This window comes from Kribbella sp. NPDC004875 (genome assembly GCF_042873375.1).
Classification (GTDB): Bacteria; Actinomycetota; Actinomycetes; order Propionibacteriales; family Kribbellaceae; genus Kribbella.
In genome coordinates, this window is the sequence record NZ_JBIALI010000004.1 from 50,380 (window position 1) to 62,532 (window position 12,153).

The 12,153-nt window shown below is 70.5% G+C and carries 11 protein-coding genes; 7 read left to right on the forward strand and 4 right to left on the reverse strand.

The window, feature by feature from the left end:
- The first annotated feature begins 128 nt into the window (after positions 1-128).
- Both ACFYRH_RS22620 and ACFYRH_RS22625 read left to right on the forward strand, forming a co-directional pair.
- Positions 129-2,510 carry a glycoside hydrolase family 3 N-terminal domain-containing protein gene (locus ACFYRH_RS22620; RefSeq protein ID WP_387778481.1) on the forward strand — a complete coding sequence of 794 codons (2,382 nt, stop codon included), beginning with the start codon at positions 129-131 and terminating at the stop codon, positions 2,508-2,510.
- Between the two features lie 22 nt (positions 2,511-2,532).
- Complete coding sequence (locus tag ACFYRH_RS22625) at positions 2,533-3,579, forward strand: LacI family DNA-binding transcriptional regulator (RefSeq protein ID WP_387778484.1); 1,047 nt, start codon at positions 2,533-2,535, stop codon at positions 3,577-3,579.
- Here the strand turns inward: ACFYRH_RS22625 and ACFYRH_RS22630 are convergent, their stop codons facing one another.
- From ACFYRH_RS22630 to ACFYRH_RS22640, 3 genes are read right to left on the reverse strand one after another with little or no spacing between them, the layout of a single operon-like run.
- Positions 3,580-4,233 carry a hypothetical protein gene (locus tag ACFYRH_RS22630; protein ID WP_387778486.1) on the reverse strand — a complete coding sequence of 218 codons (654 nt, stop codon included), beginning with the start codon at positions 4,231-4,233 and terminating at the stop codon, positions 3,580-3,582.
- A complete protein-coding gene (locus tag ACFYRH_RS22635) occupies positions 4,230-5,045 on the reverse strand; it encodes an ATP-binding cassette domain-containing protein (RefSeq protein ID WP_387778489.1) in 816 nt (271 codons plus the stop codon). The genes ACFYRH_RS22630 and ACFYRH_RS22635 overlap by 4 nt, the downstream gene beginning before the upstream one ends.
- The gene (locus ACFYRH_RS22640) at positions 4,984-6,231 is read right to left on the reverse strand and encodes an MFS transporter (RefSeq protein WP_387778492.1); all 1,248 of its coding nucleotides are present in this window, start codon (positions 6,229-6,231) and stop codon (positions 4,984-4,986) included. The genes ACFYRH_RS22635 and ACFYRH_RS22640 overlap by 62 nt, the downstream gene beginning before the upstream one ends.
- A gap of 59 nt (positions 6,232-6,290) precedes the next feature.
- On the opposite strand from ACFYRH_RS22640, the gene ACFYRH_RS22645 reads away from it, so the two are divergent.
- Positions 6,291-7,262: an ArsR/SmtB family transcription factor gene (locus ACFYRH_RS22645; RefSeq protein ID WP_387778495.1), complete on the forward strand. Its 972-nt coding sequence runs from the start codon at positions 6,291-6,293 to the stop codon at positions 7,260-7,262.
- Positions 7,263-7,281: 19 nt separating this feature from the next.
- On the opposite strand, the gene ACFYRH_RS22650 is transcribed toward ACFYRH_RS22645, so the two are convergent.
- Positions 7,282-9,699, reverse strand: a complete 2,418-nt coding sequence (locus ACFYRH_RS22650) for a beta-glucosidase (protein ID WP_387778498.1) — start codon at positions 9,697-9,699, stop codon at positions 7,282-7,284.
- 46 nt (positions 9,700-9,745) lie between these two features.
- On the opposite strand from ACFYRH_RS22650, the gene ACFYRH_RS22655 reads away from it, so the two are divergent.
- The 4 genes from ACFYRH_RS22655 to ACFYRH_RS22670 all read left to right on the forward strand — a co-directional run bounded on the left by ACFYRH_RS22655 (position 9,746) and on the right by ACFYRH_RS22670 (position 12,105).
- A complete protein-coding gene (locus tag ACFYRH_RS22655; protein WP_387778501.1) occupies positions 9,746-10,330 on the forward strand; it encodes a TetR/AcrR family transcriptional regulator in 585 nt (194 codons plus the stop codon).
- 3 nt (positions 10,331-10,333) lie between these two features.
- The gene (locus ACFYRH_RS22660) at positions 10,334-11,122 is read left to right on the forward strand and encodes a CPBP family intramembrane glutamic endopeptidase (protein ID WP_387778504.1); all 789 of its coding nucleotides are present in this window, start codon (positions 10,334-10,336) and stop codon (positions 11,120-11,122) included.
- A gap of 77 nt (positions 11,123-11,199) precedes the next feature.
- The gene (locus ACFYRH_RS22665) at positions 11,200-11,535 is read left to right on the forward strand and encodes a hypothetical protein (RefSeq protein ID WP_387778507.1); all 336 of its coding nucleotides are present in this window, start codon (positions 11,200-11,202) and stop codon (positions 11,533-11,535) included.
- A 48-nt stretch (positions 11,536-11,583) separates the two neighbouring features.
- Complete coding sequence (locus tag ACFYRH_RS22670) at positions 11,584-12,105, forward strand: GNAT family N-acetyltransferase (RefSeq protein ID WP_387778510.1); 522 nt, start codon at positions 11,584-11,586, stop codon at positions 12,103-12,105.
- Positions 12,106-12,153: the final 48 nt, after the last annotated feature.

The following is a 12,153-nucleotide window of genomic DNA, read 5'->3' on the forward strand; positions in this document are numbered from 1 at the left end:
GGTCTCGTAATCCCTGCTGTTACAGGCGAATAACGGCAGCCGACACGATCGGCGGGTCCGGCCGGAGAGTTTCGAAAACTTTTCGATAATTGATCGCCGAAACGAATGCGGATCAAAGGGAGATTTTCTTGTCCATCTCGACTGACCGGCCCTGGCGCGATCCCGAGCTGCCGGCCGCGGAGCGGGTCACGCTGCTGCTGCTGGCGATGACGCTGGAGGAGAAGATCGCCCAGCTCGGCAGTCGCTGGGCCGGCAACGACATGGCCGACACCGAGGTGGCCGAGCAGTCGCCGGACGAGACGATCAACGTCGCGCCGATGGAGGACGTCTTCTCGGCCGGCGACGCGGTGTCGCTCGAGGACGCCAGTCGCGAGGGTCTGGGGCACCTGACCCGGGTCTGGGGCAGCTATCCGCAGACGGTCGAGCAGGGCATCGCCGAGGTGGTCCGGCAGCACGAGGTGGTGCTGAAGGACTCCCGGCTGGGTGTACCCGCGCTGGTGCACGAGGAGTGCCTGACCGGCTTCACGACGTACGGCGCAACCGTTTACCCGGCGTCGATCGCGTGGGGTGCGACGTTCGACCCGGAGCTGGTCGAGCGGATGGCGGCGGCGATCGGGCGGGACATGGCGGCCGTCGGCGTGCACCAGGGACTGTCGCCCGTCCTCGACGTCGTCCGTGACTACCGGTGGGGTCGCGTGGAGGAGACGATCGGCGAAGACCCTTATCTGGTGGGGATCTTGGGATCGGCGTACGTGCGTGGGCTGCAGAGCGCGGGCGTGCTGGCGACGCTGAAACATTTCGCCGGGTACTCCGCTTCGCGCGCCGGGCGCAACCACGGTCCGGTGTCGATGGGCAAGCGCGAACTGCTGGACGTCATCCTGCCCACGTTCGAGACCGCGATCGCGACGGCCGGCGCCGGTTCGGTGATGAGCTCGTACGCCGACCTCGACGGACTGCCCGCGAGTGCGGATCCGTGGCTGTTCACCGAAGTACTGCGGGAACAATGGGGTTTCGAGGGCACGGTCGTCTCGGACTACTGGGCGGTGCCGTTCCTCGCGTCGATGCACCGCGTTGCGGCGGACACCGCGGACGCGGGTGCCCTCGCCCTGACCGCAGGCACCGACGTCGAGCTACCGGACACGATCGGGTACGCCGCTCTGCTGGACAAGGTGAAGGCCGGCGAGGTGTCGGAGGAGCTGGTCGACCGCGCGGCGCGACGGGTCCTGCTGCAGAAGGTGGAGCTTGGCCTGCTCGACGAGGACTGGACACCTGCGGGCTCGGTCACCCCCGGCGTCGACCTGGATTCCGCGGCGAACCGGGATCTCGCGCGCGAGTTGGCGGAGAAGTCCGTCGTACTGCTGGATGCCGGCACCGTGCTGCCGCTGGCGAACAGCGGGAAGGTCGCTGTGGTCGGGCCGTGTGCGGACGACCCACGGACACTGATGGGTTGTTACGCGTTCCCGAACCATGTGCTGCCGCGCTATCCCGACCGCGGCCTGGGGATCGAGATCGCCTCGCCGCTCGATGCCCTACGCAACGAACTGACCGGTGCCGAGCTCTCGTACGTGAAGGGTTGCGAGGTGATGGGCGACGACCGGTCCGGGTTCGCCGACGCCGTCGCGGCCGCCGAGGACGCGGACGTGTGTGTGGCGTTCGTCGGTGACCTCTCGGGACTGTTCGGTCACGGGACGTCAGGGGAGGGCTGCGACGCCGAGGACCTGCGGCTGCCCGGCGTCCAGGGCGAGCTGCTGGACGCGCTGCTCAACACCGGCAAGCCGGTCGTCGTCGTGGTGGTGTCCGGGCGTCCGTACGCGCTCGGATTGTTCGCATATCGGGCGGCCGGGCTGGTGCAGGCGTTCCTCCCGGGCCAGGAAGGGGCCGGCGCGATCGCCGGCGTACTGAGTGGACGGATCGTGCCGAGCGGGAAGCTGCCGGTGCAGATCCCGAGGCACGTCGGCGGGCAACCCGGGACGTATCTGCAGCCGGCGCTCGGGAGTGTGGAGAGCGCTGGGATCAGCGGGCTCGAGACGCGGCCGTTGTATCCGTTCGGGTACGGAGCGTCGTACACGGACTTCACGGTCGCCGATCTCCGGCTGAGCGCGCCGGAGATCGGCAGCGACGGCGAGTTCACCGCCACGGTGCGGGTGACGAACACGGGCGACCGGGCGGGTGCCGAGGTCGTGCAGTTGTACCTGCGCGATCTGGTCGCCCAGGTCGCGCGGCCGTTGAAGTTGCTGACCGGGTTCGCACGGGTGCCGCTCGAGCCGGGTGAGGTGGCTGACGTCACGTTCGTGGTGCACGCCGATCGCACGGCGTACACCGGTCCGGACCTGCGCCGGATCGTCGAGCCCGGGGACTTCGAAGTGATGGTGGGCACGTCGTCGCTCGACCTGCCGTGTCGTGCCATGCTGCGGATCAAGGGGGATGTGAGGGTGGTGGGGCACGACCGGGTGCTCACCACGCCGGTTACTGTCAGCAACACTGTCAGCAACGCGGTCTCGATCAGATAGCACGGCGGAGGAGGGTGATGAGATGTCGCGGTTGAAGGGTCGTGTCACCCTGGCCACGGTGGCCGGGTCGGCCGGTGTTTCGGTCGCCACGGTCTCCAAGGTGCTCAACGGCCGCAGCGACGTCTCGCCGGCGACCCGGGCGCGGGTCCAGGACACTCTCGAGAAGCACGGGTACGTCGGACGTCGCCCCGACCCGGTCACCCGGGAGACGGTCGAGCTGTTCTACCAGGGCGTGCTGAACGCGTACTCGGTGCAGGTCATCCAAGGTGTCGTCGAGGCTGGTCAGCAGGCCGGTGTCGACGTGGTGCTGAACGCGCACCCGCCGCACCCGCAGACCTCGAGCAGCGGCCGCGCCGCCCGATGGATCCGCGACCTGATCGGCAACGGCCGGCACGCCGCGATCGGCCTGACCAGCCAGCTCGCCGACGCCGACCTGGCCGCGCTCGCCCGCGCCCGGCTGCCGCTGGTGGTGGTCGACCCGGCGAACATCCCGGAGCCGGACCTGACCAGCGTCGGCTCGACCAACTTCGCCGGCGGCATGGCCGCCACCCAGCACCTGCTGTCCCTGGGGCACCGCCGGATCGGGTACGTCGGTGGTCAGCCCACCTCAGGCTGCAACCAGGCCCGGTTGAGCGGCTTCCGCAGCGCGATGGACTCGGTCGGTGCCGAGGTGCCGTCGGAGTACGTCTGGCTGAGCGACTTCCTGTACGACGACGGGCTGGCCGGCGGGTCGAAGATGCTCGACCTCGCGGACCGTCCGACCGCGATCTTCGCGGGCAGCGACGAGGTCGCGGTCGGCGTCCTGGAGGCAGCGCGGGCCCGCGGGTTGCGGGTGCCGGAGGATCTGAGCCTGGTCGGCTTCGACGACACCGAGGTCGCCCGGCTGGCGTCGCCGCCGCTCACCACGGTCCGGCAGCCGTTGCGCGAGATGGGCGCGGTCGCGCTCCGGACCGCGCTGCAACTGGCGGCGGGGGAGCCGGTCGCGTCCCATCACGTCGAGCTGGCGACGACACTGATCGTCCGCGGCTCGGCCGCTCCCCACGAGCTGAGGTCGGTCGCGGCCTCCTGATCACTCCCTGCGGTCCGCGACCCTCCGGGTCACCAGCACGGCCGCGACCAGGACAGCCAGGCACAGCACGGCCCACAACGTCGTCGGTACGGCGTTGACCCCGGCGGACTTCTCGTTCGACAGCACCTTCATCAGTGCGCGGATCGGGGACACCCAGCGGACCAGCATGAACAGCACCAGCGTTGCCGCGGCCAGCATCGCGACCCCGATCCGCCGGATCACCAGCCGCGAGCACAGCAGGCCGATCGCGATCCCGATCATCGCCGCCGCGAGCTGCGCACCCGCGCCTACGAGCACGTCGCCGGGCCGGGCGTGGTGATCCCCGGTGACGAGTGGACAGACGAGGCCGAACACGAGCAGCGGCAGGCACCAGGTGAGGACGACGGCGACCGTGATCGCCAGGACGCGCAGTGAGCTGCCGATCGTGACGACGGTGATCTGCCGTTGCGTCGGGTCCTCGTGGTTGACGATCGCGACCGTCATCCACGTCGCGCAGACGAGCATGACGAGCACACAGAAGCCGTACGACGACTGCAGCGGCCCGTTGTCGGACGTCGTACCGACTGCGATGACGCCGAAGAAGATCAGCATCGGTGGGAGGTAGCGCTGCGAGAGCAGGACACTGTGCAGCAGGTAGCGGTAGTGCGCCGTCATCGGGATCTCACCTGCCGGACCGTGGTGACCGACCAGCCGTGGTTGAGTGCCACCAGCAGCGCCTCGTCATGGCGTCCGGTCGGCAGCGTGAGCGTGACGTTGCCCGCGTCCCGCCGTACCTCGAGGACGTCGGGGTGTCGGGTCCAGTCGATCTCGGCGCCGGGAACGAGCGAGACCTCGGTGAGGGCGAGTTGCTGGGCGGTCGTTGTGAGCGTGCCGTGCTCGATCGCGCAGACTCGGGTCGCGGTCGAGCGGACAGTCTCGGCGGAGTGCTCGGTGAACGCGACGGCGGCGCCTCGGTCGGCGGCCTCGGTGAGCAGCTCGCGAAGGGTCGCGTGGGCAGTGGTGTCCAGACCGGCCCACGGTTCGTCGAGGACTAGCAGCTCGGGTGGCGTGAGCAGCGCCTGCGCGACGGCGACCTTCTGGGCGTTGCCCTTGGACAGCTTGCGCATCGGGGTGTCGGCACCACCCGACAACACGAGCCGCTCCAGCAGTTCGTCCGTACGTGCTCGGGCCGCCATCGTGGTGAGTCCACGGATCCGCCCCATGTGCCGCAAGTACGCCGAAGCGGACAGGCGATCGTGGGACGCGAAGACATCCGGCACGTAGCCGACCACGCGCGCGTGCCGCTCCACCGTGCCCTCCGAGGGCCGGGACAGACCGACCATCAGCCGGAGCACCGTGGACTTACCGGAACCGTTGGCGCCGACCAAGGCGAGCAGCTCACCCGCGTTCACCTGCAGGTCGACGTCACTCAGGATCTCCTGTCGTCCGTACCGTTTGGAGACGCTCTGCAGCCGGACCACTTCCATGCGCCGAGCCTATCCAGACCTCGGGGTTCATCACGCGCGCGAGCGGGCGGGTGAGAACGATCGACACCAGCAGCGAGACCGCGGCGAATCCGGTCATCGCCGGAGCCGCCGCGGTCAGATCGGCGACCGCGCCGGCCGCGATGGCGGTGATCCCGAACAGAGTCATTCGCAGCGCCGACTCCAGACCCAGCACCTGCCCACGCAGCTCGACCGGCGTGAGTTCGACGAGCACCTCCTGCTGTGCGAGCGAAGCGGAGTACCCGCTGGAGCCGACGGCGACGAGCACGCAGAGCACAGCCAGCGGCAGGTCGAAGGCGAAGGCGAGGAACGGTACGGCGAGCAGGAGCCGCAGCCAGCGGGCCGCGACCCGGCGACCGTTGCGGGTGAGGAAACGCCCGACGACGAGATCGCCGGTCATCATGCCGGCGGCTCCGGCCGCGAGCAGCCAGCCGGCGCGCGACCCGGCGTACGGGACGAAGAGGGCTTCGCAGCCGACGATCAGGGCGTTGGGAAGGGTGAGCGCCACCAGCAGCGGGCGGGTGCGGCGTTGCGCGAGGAGTGTGCGGTTCCCACGCCAGGTCTCGGCGATTCCGGTCCGTGCGACCCGGCGCGGCGCGCGGTCCCGCAGACCGAAGCGGACAACCGGCACGGCGAGGGCCGCGCAGCCGGTGGCGATCCAGAGCACGGTCGACGGGCCGACCGCCTGGAGCAGGATGCCGGCGAGGCCGAAACCGGCGATCTGCATCGCGCCGACGGACAGGTTCATCGCCGAGCGGCCGAGGACGAACTGGTCCTCGTGCACCACCTCACCGAGCAGCCCCCACCGGACCCCGCCGCCGATCGACAGGCCATAGGCGAGCGCGAGTGACAGCACCAGCCGGAGCCCCGGCGACAGGTCCACGGCTGCTTGGATGCCGACCGCAACGGTCGACAGGACGGCGAGCAGGGTCAGGATCTGCCGGGGCCGCGCGGTGTCGGCGGCCGACATCAGCGTGGAGACGCCGAGCACCTGCGCGAGTGACGGGCCGAACATGATCGCCGCCGCGAGCAACGCCGAGCCGGTCGTCGCATCCACCAGGATCGCCAGGGTCAGGCTCGTCATCGTCGACGACGCGTTCCCGAGCGCACTGCCGATCCACAGACTGCGGAACTCTCGGTTGGCGAAGATCGCCCCATAGGTACTCATGCCGAGCAGCATCGACCGCGGCCCGTCGGCCGCCTACAGTTTCGGGTGGAGGCGAAACATTGTCCGAGTTCCTGGTCGACGCCGACACCCTGGTGAACGCCAGGTTCGGTACGTCGCAACTCACCGAGACCGTGTCGGCGCTCAAGCTCCTGCGTGCACCGGTCGAGCCATGGTTCCGGCCGTGGAAGGACACGCACGTCCCGGCGTTCCGGACCGCGGTGGCGGCGAACCCGCTGTGGACCGCGTTGCTGGACAGCGCCTTCGGGCGGAGCTGGATCGCGGACTTCCTCACCGTGCCGCCACTCGAGCCGGACCTCACGCTGGATGCGGAGCTGGAGTACCTGACCTCGCTGGACGACGACCACATCCGCGCGGACCTGAGCGTCGTACGGACGCCGTTGCCGGAGATCCTGCTGACGTCGACCGGGCTGGCCGCGGAGGCGGCGGACTTGTTGCGGTGGGTGTGGACGGCGACGGTGGAGCCGGACTGGGCGCGGCGGCTGCGAGTGCTGCAGGCCGACATCGTGTCCCGGACCGCGCGGCTCAGCGAGCAGGGCTGGTCCGGCGTCCTGCGCGGCCTCGGACCGGACGTGCGGTGGCTCGGGGACGGGCGGATCCAGGTCAACCGCTGGGACTACCCGGTGACCGACGTCCGCGGTCGCGACCTGATGTTCCTCGCGGCGCACACGCAGCGGGTGAACGTCAGCTGGCGGCTCCCGGACCGGTTCGCGCTGACCTATCCGGTGACCGGGATCTTCGCGATCGCCACGGCGCCCGACGAGTCCTTGGTGCAGCTCCTCGGCCGCAACCGCGCCCGCATCCTGGCCGAGGCGGCGGCGCCGGTGAGTACGACGTTCCTGGTGGCATCCACCGGACTCTCACTCGCGACGATCTCGGACCACCTGCGGGTCCTGACCGACGCGGGGTTGCTGGAGCGTCGGCGGTCCGGACGATCGGTTCTGTACTGGCAGTCCGACACCGGCCGCCGCGTCGTACGGCGGCCGGCGTCGAACCCTTCCGAGCCCCGATGAAGCTCGTGCAGCCGGGCAGCTAACGGATCTGCAGCTCGGTGGAGAGTGGCAGATCCGAAACCGACGAGCCGGCTCGGATCGCGAAGACACCTGGCTCGGTCGTCCAACCGTCCGCCCAGTGCTCGAAGGCGTGCTTGTGCAGGTGCACCGTGATCTCGCGCGCTTGCCCCGCATCCAGCTGGACGACAGCGAATCCGGCCAGCCACCGGACCGGGCGGTCCACGCTGCTGCCGGGCCGCTCGACGTACACCTGGACGACGTGCTTGCCGGCGCGCCCGCCGGTGTTGCGGACCGTCAGCGCGACCGACGTCGGGTCGTTCGCGCGCAGGTCGGACAGCTCCCAGGTGGTGTAGCCGAGCCCGTGCCCGAACTCGTACGCCGGCTCCCTGCCGTCCTCGAGGCCCGCCTTCAGCCACGCGCGGTACCCGATGTGGATGCCCTCGTCGTACCGCACGATCCCGTCCCGCGGCGTCACATCGATCACCGGTACGTCGTCCTGCTCGCGCGGCCAGGTGGTCGGGAGGCGACCGCCCGGCTCGCTCCGCCCGAGCAGCACGTCGGCGAGCGCGTCGCCGTACTCCTGGCCACCGAAGTACGTCGCGAGCACGGCCGCGACCTCGTTGCGCCAGGGGAGCAGCACCGGGGAGCCGGCGTTGACGACCACGACGGTGCGTGGGTTCGCGGCCGCGACCGCGCGGACCAGATCGTCCTGGCGGCCGGGCAGCGCGAGCGAGGTGCGGTCGTAGCCCTCGGACTCGACCTTGGAGTTCGTGCCGACCACCACGACCGCGACGTCGGCAGCCCGCGCGGCGGCGACCGCCTCGTCGATCAGCGCCTGCGGGTCGGCGTCACCCGGCTCGACGCCGACCGTGATGCTGAGCGCCCCGCCCAGGCTGCCGTCAGCCTTGGGGATCTCCAGCTCGACCCGCACGTCGATCGGCTGACCGGCGGTGACGTCGAGCGGTGTGGAGATGGACGGCGGCGAGAGGATCGCCGCGCCGAGGTCGTTGCCGACCGGGACCGCGGTGTCCTCGCGGAGCAGCTTGCCGTCGGCAAAGATCCGGCCGCGGCCGACCGAGGCGAACCCGAGCCGGACCGGGCCGGACTCGGCCGGCGTCCACGTGGTCCGGAACTCGAAGACCGTCGTGTCCGCGACCGGCGCGTCGCCGCCGAGGTACACGAGCGCGCTCGAGAACCGGTCCTCGGTGAACAGCTCGGAGCCGTCCGCGCCGAGGAACCGCACGCGGGCGCCACGCTCACCGGACTCCGGGTTGGTCATCGTCGCGAGCGGCAGCTCGGCGACGCCTTCCTGGACGACGGCTCCGATCGAGTAGCTGACCTCGGCGTTCGGGAGCGCCGCGCGAAGTCCGTCGAGCGGCGAGACGACCTGCTTCGGAATCACGGTCGCGCTACCGCCGCCCTGCGTCCGGGCGTCGCGGGCGTTGTGCCCGATGACGGCGACCTTGGTGAGCTCGTCCGTCTTCCACGGCAGGGCTCCCTCGTTGCGGAGCAGGACCGTGCCCTCGGCAGCGGCCGTACGGGCGAAGGCGACACCGTCGACCTGCGGCGGATCCGCCGGCTTCGCGAACCCTTCGAGGGCGCCGACACGGGCCGCGAGCGCGAGGATCCGGCGGACCTTGCGGTCGATCGCGTCCTCCTTGACCTCGCCCGCGCGCACGGCCTCGACCAGTGCGTCACCCCAGGCGCCGGTCGGGCCGGGCATCGCCAGGTCCTGCGAGTGCTTGGCGCTCTCGACACTGCGCACCGCGGTCCAGTCGCTGACCACGACGCCGTCGAAACCCCAGTCGGTGTTCAGCGGGGTCTCGAGCAGGTCGTTCTCGGACGCCGTGGCGCCGTTGATCGAGTTGTAGGCGCTCATCACCAGCCACGCCTCGGAGTCGGTGATGGCCTTCTCGAAGGCGAGCAGGTACACCTCGCGCAGCGTCCGCTCGTCGACCACGACGTTCGCGGTGAAGCGGTCGGTCTCGAAGTCGTTGGCCACGTAGTGCTTCGGGGTGGCGCCGACGCCGAGCTCCTGGACGCCGGCGACGTACGCCGCGGCGAGTTCCGCGGTCAGCACCGGGTCCTCGCTGAACGCCTCGAAGTGCCGGCCGCCGAGCGGCGAGCGGTGCAGGTTGATCGTCGGGCCGAGCACGACGTCGACGTTCTTACGGCGCGCCTCGAGCGCTGACACCACGCCGTACCGGTGGGCGATGCCGAGGTCCCACGACGACGAGAGCGCGGTGGCCGACGGCAGGTTGAGCGACGGGTCCCGCTCGTCCCAGACCGGGCCGCGGACGCCGCTCGGGCCGTCGGACAGCACCATCGAGCGCAGTCCGATGGCGGGCAGTGGATGCGTGGACCAGAAGTCCCGGCCGGTGAGGATCCGGACCTTCTCCTCCAGGGAGAGCCGGCCGAGCAGGTCGTCGACGTTCATGGCGACGATGCTACGACCGAAAACCGAGTGATGCTAGGTTTTGGACATGGCTACTTCCCGCGGTCCGTACGCGAAGGGGGTCGCGAAGCGCGCGGAGATCCTGCGGGCCGCGCTCGCGGTGATCGCCCGGCACGGCTACCGCAAGACCTCGACCCGCGAACTGGCCGCCGCGGCCGGGCTCAGCGAGGCCGGGATGCTGCACTACTTCGGCTCCAAGGAGAAGCTCTTCGAGGCCGTCCTGCGGGCCCGCGACGACGCCGACCGGGAGCGGTTCGACGCCGCCGACCCGATCGACGGCCTGACCGCGATCGCCGGCCACAACCGGTCGGTGCCGGGCCTCGTCCAGCTCTACTCGACGTTCTCCGCCGAAGCCGGCGACCCTGAGCACCCAGCCCATCAGTTCTTCGTCGAGCGGTACGCCGGACTTCGGGAAGCGCTCGCCACTGCCGTCCGCGCCCGCCAGGCGGCCGGCACCCTCGACCCGGCAGCCGACCCGGAGACGATTGCGACCCTACTGATCGCGCTGTCCGACGGCCTCCAGGTCCAGACGCAGTACGAGCTGGACGCCGACCCGGCCGACCTGTTCGGCCACCTGCTCGACCTGTTGGGTGGGCCTACGCGGGATAGTTGAACCATGACGAAGCCTGCTGACCGGCCGGCGACCGCGGCAGGCGTGGACCGGCGGGTGCTGACCAAGGAGATCTGGTTGGTGCTCGCGCTGTCCCTCGGGGCGTCCGCGGTCTCGGCGGTCATCTCCTTCGCCGGCGTCCTGACGTCGGCCAAGCCGATCAGCGGGCAGACCGCGGTGATCGTCGGTTCCCGGGCTCCGGGCCGGCCCTGGCTGGACCTGTCCTGGCAGCTGTTCGCGATCGTGACCGCGCTGGTGCCGGTCGCGCTGGTCGGCCACCTGCTCGCCCGCGGGCACGAGTCGTTCCGCGCGATCGGTTTCGACCTGCGGGACCGCTGGCGCGATCTCGGCCGCGGTACGGCGATCGCCGCCGTGATCGGGGGCGCGGGGCTGCTGTTCTACATCGGCGCCCACGCGGCCGGCGTGAACCTGACCGTCGACCCGTCGCAACTGCCGGACTACTGGTGGCGGATCCCGATCCTGGTCCTGGTGTCCGCGCAGAACGCCGTACTCGAGGAAGTCATCGTGCTCGGGTACCTCAACCACCGGCTGGACCAGCTCGGCTGGTCGCCGCGCGGCGCGACGGCCGCGAGTGCGCTGCTGCGCGGGTCGTACCACCTGTACCAGGGGCTCGGCGGGTTCGCCGGGAACGTGATCATGGGCGTGATCTTCGGCTACCTGTACCGGCGGTGGGGCCGCGTGATGCCGATGGTGGTCGCGCACACGCTGATCGACACGGGCGCGCTGGTCGGTGCGACGTACCTGCTGGGGAAGGTGTCCTGGCTGCCCAGTTGAGGAGCGCAGCCGAGCGATTTAGTCAGGTGTAAAGACTGACGCGTAACCGATCGGGGACCCGGCGGGTTGACACTGCTGTGACAGTCAACGGGGAAATCACCAGTCCGCCAGAAATCGATGCCGGACTCGCGGCCGCGGCACTCGCCGTGTTCGCCCACCGGCACGAGGTCGTCCACCTGCTGTACGCCGCCACCGACGAGCCCGATGCGCTCGCCCGGATCGGCGACCTGCTGAAGGTCGACGGGGCGACCATCGCCCGGGTCCTGGACCAGCCGCTGCGCTGGATGCTGCCGCAGTTCCGCGCCGAACTCGAGACGATCGCGGCCACGCCGGACGCCGCGATCACCGCGCCGGCCGTGGCGCCGAAGGATGCGCCCGCGGACCTGGAGCACGCCAGCGTGCCGACCAGCTGAGCGGCGTCCAGCGCGCCGGGTGCACCGCTCCATCGCTAGGTTGGAGCGGTGCTGACGCATGGGCGGGACATTCTGGACAGAGCGGACGAACTCACAACGGCGTACGTCGAGGTGTTCACGGCACCGCCGTTCGAGCACCGGGATCCTGAACAGACGCGGATCGCGTTCCGCGAACGGCTCGAGACAGACGCGCAGCGGCCCGGGTTCCAGGCGTGGATCGAGCGGTCCGAGGACGGCCGGATCGCGGGGTTCCTGACCGGCTGGACGACGCCGGCGCCGTTCCGGACGGACCGCTCGTACGGCAGTGTCCTCGACCGGCTCGGCGCGGAGCAGGTCGAGGAGCTGCTGGTCGGGGCGTTCGAAGTCGACGAGCTGGGAGTGCTGCCGCACGCCCGCGGCACCGGGCTGGCGCGCCGCCTGCTCGAGGCGGCCACCCGGGACCACCCGCGCGCGTGGCTGCTGGCGTGGAACCAGAACCACGCCGCGATCGCGCTCTACCGCCACCTCGGCTGGAAGGAGCCCGAGGTCCGCGGCCCCGAACACGACATCCTCGTCTTCGTCGCCCCCTGACCCGCTTTCCGGAAGGAATTCGTCACCTAGTGACGAATTCCTTCCGGA

Excerpts from the sequence above, each read along its gene's own strand:
- ACFYRH_RS22625 (WP_387778484.1), top strand. The coding sequence starts at position 2,533 with ATGTCGCGGTTGAAGGGTCGTGTCACCCTGGCCACGGTGGCCGGGTCG.
- ACFYRH_RS22630 (WP_387778486.1), bottom strand. The coding sequence starts at position 4,233 with ATGACGGCGCACTACCGCTACCTGCTGCACAGTGTCCTGCTCTCGCAG.
- ACFYRH_RS22635 (WP_387778489.1), bottom strand. The coding sequence starts at position 5,045 with ATGGAAGTGGTCCGGCTGCAGAGCGTCTCCAAACGGTACGGACGACAG.
- ACFYRH_RS22640 (WP_387778492.1), bottom strand. The coding sequence starts at position 6,231 with ATGAGTACCTATGGGGCGATCTTCGCCAACCGAGAGTTCCGCAGTCTG.
- ACFYRH_RS22650 (WP_387778498.1), bottom strand. The coding sequence starts at position 9,699 with ATGAACGTCGACGACCTGCTCGGCCGGCTCTCCCTGGAGGAGAAGGTC.
- ACFYRH_RS22655 (WP_387778501.1), top strand. The coding sequence starts at position 9,746 with ATGGCTACTTCCCGCGGTCCGTACGCGAAGGGGGTCGCGAAGCGCGCG.
- ACFYRH_RS22660 (WP_387778504.1), top strand. The coding sequence starts at position 10,334 with ATGACGAAGCCTGCTGACCGGCCGGCGACCGCGGCAGGCGTGGACCGG.